Origin of the sequence: Tumebacillus lacus (assembly GCF_026410385.1) — a bacterium.
GTDB classification, from domain to species: Bacteria; Bacillota; Bacilli; order Tumebacillales; family Tumebacillaceae; genus Tumebacillus; species Tumebacillus lacus.
This window is the reverse complement of the sequence record NZ_JAPMLT010000003.1, coordinates 160,512-177,029: the sequence shown is the minus strand read 5'-3', so window position 1 is coordinate 177,029 and position 16,518 is coordinate 160,512. Positions and strand designations below refer to the sequence as shown.

At 57.1% G+C, this 16,518-nt stretch carries 16 protein-coding genes; 14 read left to right on the top strand and 2 right to left on the bottom strand.

What is annotated here, in order from left to right:
- Positions 1–15 precede the first annotated feature (15 nt).
- Positions 16–930 carry a 1,4-dihydroxy-2-naphthoate octaprenyltransferase gene (gene menA, locus OS242_RS08115; protein ID WP_267151177.1) on the bottom strand — a complete coding sequence of 305 codons (915 nt, stop codon included), beginning with the start codon at positions 928–930 and terminating at the stop codon, positions 16–18.
- An 88-nt stretch (positions 931–1,018) separates the two neighbouring features.
- The gene (locus OS242_RS08110) at positions 1,019–1,408 is read right to left on the bottom strand and encodes a hypothetical protein (protein WP_267151176.1); all 390 of its coding nucleotides are present in this window, start codon (positions 1,406–1,408) and stop codon (positions 1,019–1,021) included.
- A gap of 327 nt (positions 1,409–1,735) precedes the next feature.
- On the opposite strand from OS242_RS08110, the gene OS242_RS08105 reads away from it, so the two are divergent.
- The 14 genes from OS242_RS08105 (at position 1,736) to icmF (ending at position 16,440) form a co-directional block, all read left to right on the top strand.
- Positions 1,736–2,911, top strand: a complete 1,176-nt coding sequence (locus tag OS242_RS08105; protein WP_267151175.1) for an ABC transporter substrate-binding protein — start codon at positions 1,736–1,738, stop codon at positions 2,909–2,911.
- An 88-nt stretch (positions 2,912–2,999) separates the two neighbouring features.
- Positions 3,000–3,881 (top strand): branched-chain amino acid ABC transporter permease, encoded by an 882-nt coding sequence (locus tag OS242_RS08100; RefSeq protein WP_267151174.1) that lies wholly within the window; start codon positions 3,000–3,002, stop codon positions 3,879–3,881.
- A gap of 10 nt (positions 3,882–3,891) precedes the next feature.
- Entirely contained in the window at positions 3,892–4,845 is a 954-nt protein-coding gene (locus tag OS242_RS08095; protein WP_267151173.1) for a branched-chain amino acid ABC transporter permease, read from the top strand.
- Complete coding sequence (locus OS242_RS08090) at positions 4,820–5,596, top strand: ABC transporter ATP-binding protein (RefSeq protein ID WP_267151172.1); 777 nt, start codon at positions 4,820–4,822, stop codon at positions 5,594–5,596. Before OS242_RS08095 ends, OS242_RS08090 begins: the two co-directional genes overlap by 26 nt.
- A 4-nt stretch (positions 5,597–5,600) precedes the next feature.
- Positions 5,601–6,302, top strand: a complete 702-nt coding sequence (locus tag OS242_RS08085) for an ABC transporter ATP-binding protein (protein ID WP_267151171.1) — start codon at positions 5,601–5,603, stop codon at positions 6,300–6,302.
- A 140-nt stretch (positions 6,303–6,442) separates the two neighbouring features.
- On the top strand, positions 6,443–7,363 hold the full coding sequence (locus OS242_RS08080; RefSeq protein ID WP_267151170.1) for an alpha/beta hydrolase: 921 nt from the start codon (positions 6,443–6,445) through the stop codon (positions 7,361–7,363).
- A gap of 80 nt (positions 7,364–7,443) precedes the next feature.
- Complete coding sequence (locus OS242_RS08075) at positions 7,444–8,517, top strand: hypothetical protein (RefSeq protein WP_267151169.1); 1,074 nt, start codon at positions 7,444–7,446, stop codon at positions 8,515–8,517.
- Between the two features lie 199 nt (positions 8,518–8,716).
- The gene (gene gnd / locus OS242_RS08070) at positions 8,717–9,631 is read left to right on the top strand and encodes a phosphogluconate dehydrogenase (NAD(+)-dependent, decarboxylating) (protein WP_267151168.1); all 915 of its coding nucleotides are present in this window, start codon (positions 8,717–8,719) and stop codon (positions 9,629–9,631) included.
- 409 nt (positions 9,632–10,040) lie between these two features.
- A complete protein-coding gene (locus tag OS242_RS08065) occupies positions 10,041–10,490 on the top strand; it encodes a hypothetical protein (RefSeq protein ID WP_267151167.1) in 450 nt (149 codons plus the stop codon).
- Complete coding sequence (locus tag OS242_RS08060; RefSeq protein WP_267151166.1) at positions 10,483–11,310, top strand: DUF3109 family protein; 828 nt, start codon at positions 10,483–10,485, stop codon at positions 11,308–11,310. Before OS242_RS08065 ends, OS242_RS08060 begins: the two co-directional genes overlap by 8 nt.
- Entirely contained in the window at positions 11,310–11,525 is a 216-nt protein-coding gene (locus OS242_RS08055; protein WP_267151165.1) for a YqgQ family protein, read from the top strand. Before OS242_RS08060 ends, OS242_RS08055 begins: the two co-directional genes overlap by 1 nt.
- Positions 11,526–11,636: 111 nt before the next feature.
- The gene (locus OS242_RS08050) at positions 11,637–12,260 is read left to right on the top strand and encodes a hypothetical protein (RefSeq protein ID WP_267151164.1); all 624 of its coding nucleotides are present in this window, start codon (positions 11,637–11,639) and stop codon (positions 12,258–12,260) included.
- 254 nt (positions 12,261–12,514) lie between these two features.
- Entirely contained in the window at positions 12,515–13,195 is a 681-nt protein-coding gene (locus tag OS242_RS08045) for a TetR/AcrR family transcriptional regulator (RefSeq protein WP_267151163.1), read from the top strand.
- A complete protein-coding gene (gene icmF, locus OS242_RS08040; protein ID WP_267151162.1) occupies positions 13,195–16,440 on the top strand; it encodes a fused isobutyryl-CoA mutase/GTPase IcmF in 3,246 nt (1,081 codons plus the stop codon). The genes OS242_RS08045 and icmF overlap by 1 nt, the downstream gene beginning before the upstream one ends.
- Positions 16,441–16,518 lie beyond the last annotated feature (78 nt).

The window sequence follows — 16,518 nt, the reverse complement described above, 5'->3', positions numbered from 1 at the left end:
TCCACCAGGTTGGCTTTACTGCAAAAAGTAATACAAATAGATCCCAAACACATTCAACATCCCAAACACCAACTGATGCAAAACCGTCAGCCCCAGCCCCAAATTCAACTCCACCGGATCATCCGTCCGACTGACCAAATAGAGGTTCCGTACCGCCAGCGGCACCGCCAACAGAGCGACCAACGCCGTCACCGGCGTCAAATCCACCAGCCACAGCACCACCAACGCCACATACGCCAGCACCATCAGCAGATGATAAAGCGCCTTCCCGGTTCGCGCCCCGAGCATCGTCGCCAACGTCCTTTTCCCGATCTTCTCATCATGCAAACGGTCCCGCAAATTGCTCACATGCAAAACCGACACCGCCAACAACCCTAGCGGAATCGCGTTCACCAGCACATGCACAAACACCAGCTGCACCATCACATAATAAGTCCCGAGCACCATCAACGGCCCCAGCAACAAAAACGCGGCCAATTCGCCGAGCCCGTGCCACGACAACGCCACCCGACTGGCCGAATACAGATAAGCCCCTGCCAGCCCCAGCACACCGAGCAGCAACACAAACCATCCGCCGACCTTCACCAACCAAAGGCCGAGCACCGTCGCCGTCACCAAGCAGATCACGCCACCGACATACACCTGCCGGGCCGTCATCCACCCTTCCCGCAGCGGCGAGGAAACGGACAGCGTCTCCTTCGTATCCGCGCCTTTCAAATAATCGTAGCAGTCATTGAGCAGATTGGCCCCCATCTGTAAAAACAAAGCGGCCACCATCGCCACCAAAAACCGCCACCCGTCAAATCCGCGGTCGACCAACGCAAACCCGCCCCCGAGCAACACAGGGAGGAGCGTAAAGATCAACGCGGCCGGTCGAATGGCACGAAGCCAACTATGTAAGATCGAAGGTCGTTTCGTCTGTGCAGGCATGCTGTCCGATTCCTTTCTGCCGTACTCGTATCGAGAGTCCGAACTTCACGATCAAGTGTCTCATTTGTATATTTTATGAAGCAACTCGTCACCGCAACCCCAACGCACGTTCCACCGAAGCGGCCGTATAGATATGCAGCACGGGGATCAATCTCGCCACGCGGCGTGCTTCATCCGTCTTCAAATGCTTGGCATATTCCTCAAACGTAAACTCGGCCGACTTCTCCTTTTGCAACATCTGCGCCGTCAACACCGCATCGGCGATCTCCGTTTGGATCTCCTTGCTCGACGTATACGGGTTCCAATTCAAATCCTCCGGCATCACATACACCGGCACCGAAGAACGCACAGCCTCCGGTCGGCCGCCCGTCGACAGCAGCATCACATGCCACCCGACAAACAGCAACAGGGGGGAAGCAGTCAACAGCAACAGCCAACCATCGAACAAATTCCCGTAGACAAACTCATACCCCAGCATTGCAGTACCCCACCCCGAATAGACTTCCTAGTTATTTCCTATAAAAGCTACTATACTATGGAGTCAGCCTTCCTACAACACTCACCCAAGAAATCGAGAAAAATAGTGATAATAATCGTATCCCCACGCTACATAGATATAGATTGACGAAACGAGCTCATAGGACGCGTGAAGCTTTGAAATAAATCATGTACTATGAGTTCAGGAATATTCAGAACTTTTACACCAATGTGACTAGGGTGAATAGTTCGAAAGTTCACAGCAATGATTGTAAACATTTTAATTGATTTTCCCAAGTTGTAAGAATGAAAAAGGGGGATTTATCAAATGAAACTGTCGAAAAAACTGATCGCTGTGACGGCAGCGCTGACCTTGGCCACCGGCCTTGTCGGTTGCTCCAAGTCGACTTCCGGCGGCAGCAATGGTGACACGATCAAAATCGGCGCCAACTTCGAGATGACCGGCGGTGTCGCAGCATTCGGCCAATCGCAACTCAATGCGATCGAACTGGCAGCCTCCGAGATCAACGCTGCAGGCGGCGTGCTTGGCAAGCAAATCGAGATCATCAAGTCTGACAACGCCTCGAAAGCAGAAGAATCCACCCGCGTGGCGACCAAACTGATCACGCAGGACAAAGTAGACATCCTGATGGGGGCGACCACCTCCACAAATACACTGGCAGCTGTCCAAGTGGCCAACGACAAGAAAGTCCCGATGGTCTCCGCTTCGGCGACCAACCCGAACGTCACCTTCGACAGCAAGAAAGGCAAGCTGAACGAGTGGGTCTTCCGCGCTTGCTTCATCGACCCGTTCCAAGGCACCGTCATGGCGAACTTCTCTCTGAAAAAGCTCAACGCAAAAACGGCGGTCATCTTCTCCGACAACGCGGCGGACTATTCCAAAGGTCTGCACAAATTCTACAAAGAAGCGTTTGAAAAAGGCGGCGGCAAGATCCTCGCCGAAGAGTCCTATCAAACGAAAGACACCGACTTCAACGCGGTCCTCACCCGCATCAAGTCTCTGAACCCGGATGTCATCTACGTCCCGGGCTACTATGAAGAAGTCGGCAAGATCGTCAAGCAAGCACGCGAGATGGGCATCACCGTCCCGATGATGGGCGGCGACGGTTGGGACGCTCCGCAGCTCGTGGAAATCGCGGGCGCAGCGGCACTCAACAACACCTTCATCTCCAACCACTATTCCCCGGATGATCCGGACCCGAAAGTTAAAAAGTTCGTTGACGCGTACAAAGCGAAGTACAACGCAGTTCCGGACTCGATGGCCGTTCTCGGCTACGACGGCATGTACATGATCGCCGACGCGATCAAGCGCGCAGGCTCTGTTGATAAAGCAAAAGTCAAAGAAGCTTTGGCAGCGACGAAAGACTTCGTTGGTGTAACCGGCACTCTCACACTCGATCAGAACCACGACCCGGTCAAGGCGGCTGTTATCCTCGAACACAAGGATGGCAAGCAAGTCTTCTATGACAAAGTCCAACCGTAGAACGCTGGAACAAGGGGAGTGGATGTGCAACACGCATTCACTCTCCTTTTTTCTGCCATCTCGCAAAAAACGAATCGAGGTGTGAAACATGTTCGAGTATATCGTCCAACAGTTGATCAACGGCATCTCCATCGGTTCCATCTACGCTCTGATCGCGCTCGGGTACACGATGGTCTACGGGATCATCAAGCTGATCAACTTCGCTCACGGTGACGTGTTTATGGTCGGTGCTTTCGTCGGCTACTTTGCAGCCAAAGCGGGTCTCGGACTGTTCTGGTCGCTGATCCTCGCGATGGCCGTCTGCGCGATCCTCGGCGTCCTGATCGAACGTCTCGCGTACCGTCCGCTGCGCGGCGCTGCCCGCATCGTCATCTTGATCACCGCCATCGGCGTCTCCTTCCTGCTGGAAAACCTCGGCATCTACGCTCTGGGTCCGCAAGCGAAAGGCTTCCCGGAGATCGTCACGAAAACGCAATACACCCTGTTTGGCGACGTCACGATCAACTCCGTTCAAATCATCGTCCTCGCGGTCACCGTCATCCTGATGGTGCTGCTGCAATACGTGGTGCACAAAACCAAGATGGGCAAAGCGATGCGCGCTGTTTCCTACGACATGGAAGCGGCACGCCTGATGGGGATCAACGTCGACACGACGATCTCCTTCACCTTCGCGATCGGTTCGGCGCTGGCCGGTGCGGCGGGCGTGGTGTTCGCCGTCATGTATCCGTCGGTCGACCCGCTGATGGGCATCATTCCGGGCCTGAAGGCGTTCGTCGCAGCGGTCCTCGGCGGCATCGGGATCATCCCGGGCGCGCTGGTCGGCGGTCTCGTGCTCGGCATCGTCGAGACGGGCGTCTCGTCGGCCGGGTTCTCCCTGTGGCGGGATGGAGCGGCGTTTGCCATCCTGATCCTGATCCTCATCTTCAAGCCGTCCGGTCTGTTCGGCAAAAACGTGCGAGAGAAAGTGTAGGTGATCGAACGTGTTTAACAAAAAATTCTTCCTCTATCTCGTGCTGAGCTTGGTCTTCTACGGGGTGGTGCAGTTTTTGATCACCGGGATGTGGCTGAACGATTTCTACGTCGACACGCTCGTCCTGATCGGCATCAACATCATCCTCGCCGTCTCCTTGAACTTGATCAACGGTTTCACCGGACAGTTCTCCATCGGTCATGCCGGGTTTATGTCCATCGGGGCGTACGTCTCGGCGATCATGACCTACAATTTTCAAATGTCCTTCCCGGTCGCGCTGCTCGCAGGCTGCGTGGCGGCGGCGTTGGCCGGCCTTGTGATCGGCCTGCCGACCCTGCGGTTGAAAGGCGACTACCTGGCGATCGCGACGCTCGGCTTTGGCGAGATCATCCGCATCGTCTGGCTGAACACCGAGTATGTCGGCGGCGCGTCGGGCATGAACGGCATCGACAAACTGACCAACTGGACCTGGACGTTCTTCCTCGTCCTGATCACGATCCTCGTCATCCAAAACATCGTCAAATCGACTCACGGACGCGCGATGATCTCCGTGCGCGAAAATGAGATCGCGGCGGAAGCGATGGGCGTCAACGTCACCAAGTACAAAGTATACGCGTTTGTCGTCGGGGCATTCTTTGCCGGCCTCGCAGGGGGCTTAACCGCGCATTACTTCTATATCATCCAGCCGACCTCGTTCAACTTTATGAAATCGTTCGAGATCCTCGTCTTCGTGGTACTTGGCGGCCTTGGCAGCACCGGCGGCGTCGTGCTCGGCACGATCTTGCTCACCTTGCTGTTCACCTACCTGCAAGAGTATCCGGAACTGCGCATGATCATCTACTCGCTGATCCTGATCTTCACGATGATCTTCCGCCCGCAAGGTCTGCTCGGCGGATTCTCGGCCAAGAAAATGGTCAAGAAAGGGGGCTCTTCGCAAGATGGCAGCTCAACAACTTCTGCTTAATGTGGACAACGTCTCCCGCGTGTTCGGGGGTCTGAAAGCAGTCTCCGATGTGAACATGCAGATCCAAGACGGGGAACTGGTCGGCCTGATCGGGCCGAACGGCGCGGGCAAGACGACCCTGTTCAACCTTCTGACCGGTGTCTACGAGCCCTCCGGCGGCAAGATCCATCTGTCCGGCGAATCGGTCGGTGGACTGCGCCCCTATCAGATCACCAAGCGCGGCGCGGCCCGCACGTTCCAAAACATCCGCTTGTTCGGCGACATGACCGTCCTCGAAAACGTCATGGTCGCCTATCACATGCATGCACGTCACAGCCTGTTCACCTCGATCTTCCGTCTGCCGGGCCATTTCAAAGGCGAAGCGGAGATGCGGGAGAAAGCGGTCGAGTTCCTGAAGATCTTCAACCTCGACGGCAAAAAGGATGAGATCGCCAAAAATCTGCCGTATGGCGAACAGCGCCGCTTGGAGATCGCCCGCGCGCTGGCGGCGAGACCTAAACTGCTGCTCCTCGATGAGCCGGCCGCGGGAATGAACCCGCAGGAGACGGTCGATCTGATGAACCTGATCCGCTGGATTCGCGACGAATTTAAAATCACGATCCTGCTGATCGAGCACGACATGGGTCTGGTCATGGGCGTGTGCGAGCGCATCTACGTGCTCGACCACGGGCAGATCATCGCATCCGGCACGCCGGAAGAGATCCGCACCAACCCGCACGTCATCGAAGCGTATCTGGGCCAGGAGGTGTAGCCGGATGTTAGCAGTCGACAACATCAACGTATTTTACGGCGCAATCCATGCGCTCAAAGGGGTATCGCTGGATGTGAAGGAAGGGGAGATCGTCACGTTGATCGGCGCCAACGGCGCAGGCAAATCGACGATCCTCAAGACGCTGTCCGGTCTGCTCAAGCCGACCAGCGGCTCGATCCAGTTCCTCGGCGACACGATCCACGGCCGACCGGCACAGCAGATCGTCAAGCGCGGTCTCTGCCATTGCCCGGAAGGACGCCGCGTGTTTGCCAACATGTCGGTCGAGGAAAACCTCGAACTGGGCGCGTATCTGCGCAAAGACAAAGAGGTCAAAAGCGACCTCGAAAAAGTCTACGTCAAATTTCCACGCCTGAAAGAGCGTCAAAAGCAGCTGTCCGGCACGCTCTCCGGCGGCGAACAGCAGATGCTGGCGATGGGCCGCGCCCTGATGGCACGCCCGAAGTTGCTCTTGCTCGACGAGCCGTCGATGGGCCTCGCGCCGCTGCTCGTCAAAGAGATCTTCTCGATCATCAAGGAGATCAACGAATCGGGCACCACAGTGCTGCTCGTCGAACAAAACGCCAACATGGCACTGTCGATCGCGCATCGCGCCTACGTCATCGAGACGGGCAAGATCGTGTTGGCAGGCGACGCAAAAGAGCTCGCCGATTCGGACGAAATCAAAAAAGCGTACCTCGGCGGTTAAGGTATCTTTTATACAGAACGAAAGGCTCCCTCCAGATGATGGCGGGGGCCTTTTTTGTGCGGGACGAAAGATTGTGACAGGCAAAATATGGGCATTCTAAAGGGAAACGTGCATCTCTGCTGCAAAGGGGGCTCACCCTGTTGAAACGCAATCGTTTGTTGCTCCTGATCTCCCTGCCTGTCATGCTCCTCGCTGTCGTCCCCGCCGTCTACTTTGGCTGGCTCGGCTGGATGTACACGCATCCGGATAAAAAGCCGATCCAGAACACGCCCGAGTATTTTGAAATGCCTTTTGCAAATGTGTCGTTTCCTTCTCACGATGATCAGATCACGTTGCGCGGCTGGCACATCCAAGGAGCAAAGCCGGATCAAGTGGTGATCTTCGCCCACGGGTACAAGGAAAATCGGGAAAGTGCCAGCGTGGCCTTGTATCTGGCGGACGCGTTGTATGAGGAAGGCATCTCTTCGATCCTGTTCGATTTTCGCGGCTCGGGGGAGTCGGACGACGGCACGACGTCGCTCGGCTATTATGAAAAAGACGATCTGCTCGGCGCCATCGACTATGCGAAAGAACAGGGGTATCGGCGGATCGGGCTGGTTGGATTTTCGATGGGTGCGTCGACTGCGCTCGATGTGGCGCCCCATGTGCCGGAAGTGCGGGCGGTGATCGCCGATTCGCCGTATACGGACCTCAACTTGTATTTACAAGAACATCTGCCCAATCTGCACGCGATGCCGGATTTGTTTTTCCTGCCGAAGTTGATTCTGTGGGAGATTAAGGTGCTGACGGGGATCGACGTCCGTGATGTGCAACCGATCCGGGCGATCGGGCAGATGCAGTCGAAGGCGGTGTTTTTGATTCATGCGGAGGGCGACGAGGTGATCCCGGCGACGGAGAGCCGAATGTTGCAACACGCGTCGAGCGCGCCGAATACGGTGTTGTGGGTCTCGCCGTCGCAAGATCACGTCGGCACGTTCAACGCCGATCCCAATAACTATTTGAAGCGGACGGTCGTGTTTTTGCAGTATCATCTGTCAAAAGACGACCCGCCTGTCATCTGAGGAAACAGAACACCAGTCTAGGCAGGCTCCCCCCGGCAGACAATAGTCTCGGGTCAGATATCTGAAGGGGGGCTTTCTTGATGAAGAAGCTTGCTGCCTGTGTGTCGCTCTTGGCTCTGTCCGGTACGTTGCTCGTGGGTTGTAACCAGAACGCGGATCAAAACAACACGACTGGCCAAGGGGCGCAGACCCAAGGCATGCAGACCAACCAAGGCACGAGCACCGTTCGAAATGCAGGCCGAATGGGCGATACGGCGACCGATACGACGCGCTCCCGCCTTGGCGGGACGACCTACGGCACGGGCATCGGGGGAGCCGGTGCGAACAACGGCGCAGGTGCGAATAACGGCTACACGTATGGCGGCACGACGAACAACAACAATCGTGCGGGAATCACGGGCACGACGGATACGGGGCGCACGAACAATGCGGCAGGTGCTCAGAATGCGCGCACAAACAACGACGGGACGACGGGACTTGGCAACTTCCCGCTGCTCGGCGGCGGGGGCGTTCGCGAGCAACGCGACATCTCGACGCGCATCAGCGGGCTGCCGGGCATGACGGGCTCGACTGTTTACGTGGCAGGCAACAATGCGTTCGTGTTTGTCGGGCAGGCGGCGACCGATCTGCGCACCGGTCTGCTGGTGGGACGCGGCATCACAGCAGGCGTTGGTGCGGGCAACGGCACGACCGGCAACAACCGCACCGGCACGATGGGAGCGAACGGTGCCGCGGGCGGCACGACCGGTATGGTGCCGGGCACCTACAACACCGCACGCGGCGGTACGGTGCAGGGCAACAACGGCATGGATGACACCCGCGGCGCAGGCACGACCGGCACGTACGGCACCGGCACCAACACCGGAACCGGCACGACCTACGGCGCAGGTGCCAACCGCGGAGCAGGCGCGACGGGCACCACGGCGACGGATCGCCAAGGCACCTACGGCGTGCCGGGCATCTCCGGCACGACCGGTCTCTCCGGCACTGGAAACGGCATCGGCACCAACGGCTCCGGTTTCCCGGCTGGCACAGGCGGTGCCAGCACCTACTCCGGCACCACCGCACTCACCGACAGCACCAAAGCACGAGTCGTCGCCGAGGTCCAATCGACCGACCGCTCTGTTCGCAACGTCTACTTCATCTCCCGCTAACCTGTCTTCCAAAGCCCCGGTCCCGCACCGGGGCTTTTTCCTGTTCACGGAGCATACATCCTATGCTGCTGACCCACACTACAGACAACAATGTCATTTCCTTGATTTTCATTCTCTTGCTTGACGTGATCGTGTAAATAAGAAAGAATTACCACAGAGATACATAGAAAGCACGAACTCAAAGGAGTGAACCAGAACAATGGCAGACAAACGACAAATCGGCATGATCGGCCTTGGCAAAATGGGGTACAACCTCGTGTTGAACCTACTGGACAACGGCCACAGCGCCGTCGCTTTTGACGTCAACGAAAACGCTGTGAAGGAGCTCGCGGAAAAAGGCGCGAACCCGGCGTTCTCGATCAAAGAACTGGCGGAGCAGCTCACCGCACCGCGCATCGTCTGGGTGATGGTCCCGGCGGGCGACATCGTGGAAAACGTTTTGGAAGAGTTGAGCGGCATCCTTGAAACTGGCGACATCGTTATCGAGGGCGGCAACTCGCACTACAAAGACTCGCTGCGCCGTGCGGAAAAAATGAACGCTCGCGGCATTCACTACTTTGACGTCGGCACGTCCGGCGGCATGGAAGGGGCGCGTCACGGCGGCTGCTTCATGATCGGCGGCGACAAGGACGTATTTGCCCACATCGAGCCGGTCTTTGCGGACATCTCCGTGGAAAAAGGCTACCTGTACGCAGGGGCGAACGGCTCCGGCCACTTCCTGAAGATGGTGCACAACGGCATCGAGTACGGCATGATGCAGGCGATCGCCGAGGGCTACGAAGTCCTCGAAAAGTCCCAGTTTGACTACAACTACGAAGACGTCTCCCGCGTCTGGGCCAACGGCTCCGTCATCCGCGGCTGGCTGATGGACCTGACTGAGCGCGCCTTCTCCAAAGACGCGAAACTGTCCGGCATCAAAGGCGTCATGCAATCGTCCGGCGAAGGCAAATGGACGGTCGAGACCGCGCTGGAACTGCAAGCGTCCGCTCCGGTCATCGCCATGTCGCTGTTCATGCGCTACCGCTCGCTCGAAGACGACACCTTCCACGGCAAAGTCGTCGCCGCGCTTCGCAACGAATTTGGCGGCCATGCTGTGGTGAAAAAAGAAGACTGATCGAAACTGGTAGAAAAAAAGCTGTTTCCAATAGGAAACAGCGTTTTTTATTTGACCCGGTCGGGGTGGTTGTGGGATATTCGGTTTCAACATCTGTTGTTGCTTATTTATCCAATTTGAGCCAAGAGAAGGAGGTACATATGTCCATAGCAGGCTTGTTTGTATTGGAGATGACTAGAATCGTCATCATGTTGGGAGTCGTGTACGGCTTGATCGGTTGGCTTGTATTTCAGCCTTTCTACGAAACGTCCGAAAATGATGCAGTTTTGTATTTGCACATCGGGATTACGATGATGATCACGTTTCTTTGGTACCGAGTGCGCGGCAAATCGAATCGTTGGTTTCCATGATATGCTCCCCCTTTCGTGCTATAATGTACGATGACATTGTCCAACTGGGAGTGAGCCCTGTGAGCGAACAAAAAAACAACTCGATCAACGTCAACGTGACCGGCGACGTGATCGATTATGATCAAAACTTTATGAACGTGATGTGGGAAGAGAGCCGTCTGCAGCCTTTCCCGGTCGACGGTCTGTTTTCTTTTGAAGTAAAAGATGAGCGGTTTGGCATCACCGACCTGCTCTGCTTCCTTGACGACGTGAACGACGAACTGCGCGAAAAAGGCCCGGAAGCGATCATCGAAGCGCTGCTCGAACTGATCAACTCCGTCTACATCGGCGATGAGACCATCGCGCTGATCGGCCGTGTCACCGACATCTACGCGGTCGAACTGAGCAACCGCGCCGGACTCGTATTCCGCACTGTCATCGTCGACAGCCAGCGTTCCATCGAAGAGATGCTGGAGATCCGCGAAGTGGCCAAAACGCTGTTCCCGGTGCCGGAACCGGAAGGTGAGTAAGACCTGGTTTTTTGTCGGCACGCCGCTGGAACTGACCGAGCAGGAGGCGTACCACCTGCAAAAATACAGCAAAAAGGGGCGGGCCAGCGGGCAGATCGTCCGAATCGACGCGCCGCATCTCCCGCACGCGTTTGAGATCGACACCGCCGCGTTGGCGACGCCCGTCCTGCTCGACTGCGGCCGCTGCCACCAAGCGCATGCGGAGTCGTGTTGCGAAGGCGGATTTCCTTTTCCTCCGACCGAAGACCTGCTGCCCGTGCTCGACCTGTTCTCGCCGTTGATCGCCGCCCGTCACCTGGATGCGGCTGCTCAGAGGCAGATCCGGGAGCAGGGGCTGTTTGCCGCGCATCTGGAGACGGCAGGACACCCGACGATCGCAACAGCTGCGGGCGGGAACTGCCTGTTTTGCCGCGTCGAAGGGGAGGGGCCGGCCTGCGCCGCGCACCGCTTTGCTCTGGAGCAAGGCCGCGGGCCGCACGAGCTCAAGCCGCTGTCATGCCTGCTCTATCCGCTCGACTTGATCGAGGGGGCGGACGGCACTGTGTTGCTGACCGCTTTGACGGCAGACACCGCCCGGTTTTCCCGCTGGGGCGAAGACTATCGCCTCGACTTTCTCTGCGCCAACCTCGCTTTGCGCGAAAGGGTGGCAGCCGGGAAGACGGACGATCTGCGCCCGAACATTCGCCGCGATCTGGACGAGCAGTCGTTTGCACCGGAGCGGTACCGACCGGCTTATCTCGAAGGGCGTGAGACGTTGATCGCCCGCTATGGTTTGGAACTCTATAAGGAAATTGAATCGTTGATGGGAGGCAAGAGCTGATGGACTTCCACCTGCACGAAAGCTTGATGAAGATCCGCGAACTGCTCAAGCAATGGTCGATCATCGTCTATACAGGCAACCCGCTCGACGACATCGTGCTGATGGAGATCGAGTTGGAAGACCTCTATCAGGAGAAGGGTCTCGACCAGACGGAGTATGTAAATATGCGCATGACCTTGCGTCGCGCCTATCAAGAACTGGGCGGGCAAGATTAAATTTGTAAACAAATACGTATATTTGGAAAATTTCAGAATTTCTCCCAAGTATTTGCAATTTGGATCGTCTCTGTTACACTTATTGCCAATTAGGAAAAAGGGGAGATTCGCATGACGAAATTTTCGAAACTGGCGCTGGCTGCGATGCTGGCGTTAACCACGGCAACGGCTGTCGGCTGCTCCGACGCTGAAAAACCGGCTTCCACCACGGCTGCGACCGATACGAAAGAGGACGTAGTAAAAGTTCAAAAGTCGATCTTTGCAGCGGTTTTGATCGGGGACAGCCTTGTCACCGACTCGTTTGAAGCGAAAAAGGGGCTCGGCCCGGACGACGCGGAAGTGGAGTACATGGTGCCGAAGCGTCAGGCGAAAGAAACGTTGGACATCCTCGCAAAAACGTACTGGGACAAGGAAGTCGCAAAGAAAGAATATGAAGCGGTACTCGGCGACCAAGCGTTGCTCGACAAAGCGAACGCGGCGTTTGAAGCAAAGGTGAACGCCGACAACGAGAAGGCCAAGTCGGAAGAAGAAAAAATCAAATTTACCCCGAGAACGGAAGTGGGCGACGCGGACAAGATCGGCGCTAACGTCCTGACCGGTGCCAAATTTGAAGACATCAAAGTTGAAGGCAAAGATGGCCAATACACCCTCGAATACAAGGGTCTGAAATACACCGTCAAAAAAGACGGCAACCAATACCGCATCATCGCCAAAGAAGGCACCCTGCAAAAATAACCACCTGCAAGCATCTGCAAGCAAGCATCTGCAAGTAAGCACCTGCAAGCAAGCACCTGCAAGCAAGCACCTGCAAGCAAGCACCTGCAAGCAAGAACCCGTATTTGCATTTGTGAGCATTACCCATACGCATTTGAAAAGAGCGCAGACATTTCCGCGTTCTTTTCTTTTTCCGCATTGACGGAATACAACGAAAGCGGATACACTAAAAGTGACCGAACGAACGCTCAGTCGGTCGAAAAGGAAGGTGCGAGATGTCAAACGGTTGCAAACCGATTCCATCCCGCGTCCTCGACCCGCAGCTCGTGGAGGCGCGCCGTTTGCAGATCGTGCAGGCGGCGGTGGTCCTGTTTGTGGAGAAAGGTTTTCACAAGACGACCACCCGCGAGATCGCCAAAGCGAGCGGCCTTGGCATCGGGACGCTCTATGAGTACATTCAGTCCAAAGAAGATGTACTCTACCTCGTCTGCGCCTACATACACGGCGAGGTGGAACATCGGCTGGCCGAAGTCCGCGATGCGTCTCGCAGCGGACGCGAGTGGCTGGCGACGTCGATCCGGCGCTTTTTCCATTGCGTCGATGAACTGCAGGACTACGTGCTGCTGATCTACCAAGAGACGAAATCGCTGCCCAAAGAGCGGATGCATCCGGTCCTCGAACGCGAGGAGGCGCTCGTCCATCTGTTCGAGGAGATCCTCGAACGCGGCCGCGCCGACGGATCGATCCCCATCGACGCCGCCTCTGTCAAACTGATCGCGCACAACATCGTCGTGCTGGGCCAGATGTGGACATTCCGCCGCTGGGCTCTGCACCGCCACTATACGCTTGAGGAATACACCGAGCGCCAGATCTCCCTGCTCCTGCAGGAGATCCGCGCCAGAGAGTTAGAAGGAACACAAGGATCGCAAGGATCACAAGGAGAGGGGAAATCCTGATGGAAACCACCGTCTATCGCCCGAAACACAAAGTCCGCTTTGTCACCGCATCCGCCCTGTTTGACGGGCACGATGCATCGATCAACATCATGCGCCGCGTCCTGCAAGCGTCCGGCGCGGAAGTCATCCACCTCGGCCACAACCGCTCGGCGGAAGAGATCGTCAACGCCGCTGTCCAAGAGGACGCGCAAGCCATCGCGATCTCGTCCTACCAAGGCGGCCACGTCGAGTTTTTCAAGTTTATCTATGACCTGCTCCAAGAGCGCGGCGCCGGCCACATCAAGATCTTCGGCGGCGGCGGTGGCGTCATCGTCCCGGACGAGATACGCGAGTTGGAAGCATACGGCGTGACCAAGATCTACTCCCCGGACGACGGCCGTCGCCTCGGTCTGCAAGGCATGATCAACCACATGCTCGAAAACTCCGATTTCCCGACCGTCCAGCAGGTGGAAGCGGAAGTGGCGGCGTTGCAAGAGAAAAACGCTCTCGCCATCGCCAAACTGATCACCGTCGCGGAAGAGTCGGTCTTTGAAAACGACGAAGCGCGCAAACAAGTGCTGGCCACCCTGCGCGACAACGCGAAAAACGTTCCGGTCGTCGGCATCACCGGCACCGGCGGCGCAGGCAAATCGTCCCTGACCGACGAACTGGTCCGCCGCTTCCTGAACGATTTCTCCGACAAGACCATCGCGATCCTCTCCGTCGACCCGTCCAAGCAAAAGACCGGCGGCGCGCTGCTCGGCGACCGCATCCGCATGAATGCGATCCACAACTCCCGCGTCTACATGCGCTCTCTGGCGACCCGCGACTCGCGCTCCGAGCTGTCGGCTGCGATCAAAGAAGCGATCGACGTCGTCAAGACGGCCGGCTACGATCTGATCATCGTAGAGACGTCCGGCATCGGCCAAGGCGATGCGGAGATCACCCGCGTCACCGATCTGTCTCTGTACGTGATGACCTCCGAGTTCGGTGCGCCGTCGCAGTTGGAAAAGATCGACATGCTCGACTTTGCCGATCTCGTCGCGATCAACAAATTTGAGCGCAAAGGCTCGGCAGACGCCCTGCGCGACGTCAAAAAACAATACCAGCGCAACCACAACCTGTTCTCGCAGGACGCGGAGACGATGCCGGTTTACGGCACTATCGCTTCTCAGTTCCACGATCCGGGTACCAACGTGCTGTACCGCGCGCTGATCGATAAAATCAACGAAAAAGCGGGCACCAACTGGGTCTCCTCTCTGGAGATCACCGATTCGGAGTCCAAGAAAAACTACATCATCCCGACCGACCGCACCCAGTACCTCGGCGAGATCGTCAGCACCATCCGCGACTACAAGAAATTTGTCGCGAACCAAGCGGACATCGCCCGCAAAGTGTTCCAGCTCAAAGGCACCCGTGACCTGTTTGCCGGTCAACCGGACGTGCTGGCTGCGTTCGACGCGCAGATCGCCGCGCAAGAAGAGCTGCTCCACCCGGAGTCCAAGCGCCTCCTGAACAACTGGCCGGCGCTGCGTGACGCATACGGCAAAGACGAACTGGTCACCAAAGTCCGCGACAAAGAGATCCGCACCAAACTGTTCACCACGTCGCTCTCCGGCACCCGCATTCCGAAGATCTCGCTGCCGAAGTACACCGACTGGGGCGATCTCCTCAATTGGCTGATGACCGAGAACGTGCCGGGCGAGTTCCCGTACACCGCAGGCGTATTCCCGTTCAAGCGCGAAGGCGAAGACCCGAAGCGTCAGTTCGCGGGCGAAGGCACGCCGGACCGCACCAACCGCCGCTTCCATTACCTGTCCAAAAACGACGATGCAAAACGTCTGTCCACCGCGTTTGACTCGGTCACGCTGTACGGCGAAGACCCGGACTACCGCCCGGACATCTACGGCAAGATCGGCGAGTCGGGCGTCTCGATCTGCTCGCTGGACGACATGAAGAAACTGTACGACGGATTTGACCTGTGCCACCCGTCGACGTCCGTCTCGATGACGATCAACGGCCCGGCTCCGATCATCCTCGCGATGTTCATGAACACCGCCTACGAGCAACAGGTGCAAAAGTTCGTCGACAACGAAGGCCGTCAGCCGAACGAGGAAGAGCTGCAACAGATCAAAGCGTACACGCTCTCCACCGTTCGCGGCACCGTGCAGGCGGATATCCTCAAAGAAGACCAAGGTCAAAACACCTGCATCTTCTCGACCGAGTTTGCCCTGCGCATGATGGGCGACATCCAGCAATATTTCATCACCAACAAAGTGCGCAACTACTACTCCGTCTCGATCTCCGGCTACCACATCGCGGAGGCGGGCGCGAACCCGATCTCGCAGCTGGCGTTTACGTTGGCGAACGCGTTCACCTACGTCGAGTACTACCTGTCCCGCGGCATGAACATCGACGACTTTGCGCCCAACCTGTCGTTCTTCTTCTCGAACGGCATGGACCCGGAGTACACCGTCATCGGCCGTGTGGCGCGCCGCATCTGGGCGACCGCGATCAAGAACAAGTACAACGGCAACGACCGCTCGCAAAAGCTCAAGTACCACATCCAAACGTCGGGCCGCTCCTTGCATGCGCAGGAGATCGACTTCAACGACATCCGCACCACCTTGCAAGCGTTGCTCGCGCTGCAGGACAACTGCAACTCGTTGCACACCAATGCGTATGATGAAGCGATCACCACGCCGACCGAAGAATCGGTGCGCCGCGCGATGGCGATCCAGATGATCATCACGAAGGAATTCGGCCTGACCAAAAACGAAAACCCGATCCAAGGCGCCTTCATCGTCGAGGAGCTGACCGACCTCGTCGAAGAAGCGGTGCTGGCCGAGTTCCAGCGCATCAACGACCGCGGCGGCGTGCTCGGCGCGATGGAGACCCAATATCAGCGCGGCAAGATCCAGGAAGAGTCGATGTACTATGAGCACCTCAAGCATGACGGCACCCTGCCGATCATCGGGGTCAACACCTACATCAACCCGGCGACTCTCGCCGACGACTACGAAGCGCCGAAGATCGAACTGGCTCGCGCGACCCAAGCGGAGAAGGAAGAGCAGATCCATAACCTGCGCAACTTCCAATCCCGCCACGCGGACCGTTCCAAGGAGATGCTCAAGCGCCTGAAGCAAGTGGCAACGTCCGGCGGCAACATCTTCGAAGAGCTGATGGAGACCGTCCAGTACTGCTCCCTCGGCCAGATCACTCAAGCTCTGTACGAAGTCGGCGGCCAATACCGCCGCAACATGTAAAAAGAAGACGCAATCCCCGCCTGTCGCAGGCGGGGATTTTTTTTCATAGCTGACTCCAAAACAGGTGACAATACTTTC

Excerpts from the sequence above, each read along its gene's own strand:
- OS242_RS08100 (WP_267151174.1), top strand. The coding sequence starts at position 3,000 with ATGTTCGAGTATATCGTCCAACAGTTGATCAACGGCATCTCCATCGGT.
- icmF (WP_267151162.1), top strand. The coding sequence starts at position 13,195 with ATGGAAACCACCGTCTATCGCCCGAAACACAAAGTCCGCTTTGTCACC.
- OS242_RS08090 (WP_267151172.1), top strand. The coding sequence starts at position 4,820 with ATGGCAGCTCAACAACTTCTGCTTAATGTGGACAACGTCTCCCGCGTG.
- OS242_RS08110 (WP_267151176.1), bottom strand. The coding sequence starts at position 1,408 with ATGCTGGGGTATGAGTTTGTCTACGGGAATTTGTTCGATGGTTGGCTG.
- menA (WP_267151177.1), bottom strand. The coding sequence starts at position 930 with ATGCCTGCACAGACGAAACGACCTTCGATCTTACATAGTTGGCTTCGT.
- OS242_RS08055 (WP_267151165.1), top strand. The coding sequence starts at position 11,310 with ATGGACTTCCACCTGCACGAAAGCTTGATGAAGATCCGCGAACTGCTC.
- OS242_RS08045 (WP_267151163.1), top strand. The coding sequence starts at position 12,515 with ATGTCAAACGGTTGCAAACCGATTCCATCCCGCGTCCTCGACCCGCAG.
- OS242_RS08050 (WP_267151164.1), top strand. The coding sequence starts at position 11,637 with ATGACGAAATTTTCGAAACTGGCGCTGGCTGCGATGCTGGCGTTAACC.
- OS242_RS08075 (WP_267151169.1), top strand. The coding sequence starts at position 7,444 with ATGAAGAAGCTTGCTGCCTGTGTGTCGCTCTTGGCTCTGTCCGGTACG.
- OS242_RS08085 (WP_267151171.1), top strand. The coding sequence starts at position 5,601 with ATGTTAGCAGTCGACAACATCAACGTATTTTACGGCGCAATCCATGCG.
- gnd (WP_267151168.1), top strand. The coding sequence starts at position 8,717 with ATGGCAGACAAACGACAAATCGGCATGATCGGCCTTGGCAAAATGGGG.
- OS242_RS08105 (WP_267151175.1), top strand. The coding sequence starts at position 1,736 with ATGAAACTGTCGAAAAAACTGATCGCTGTGACGGCAGCGCTGACCTTG.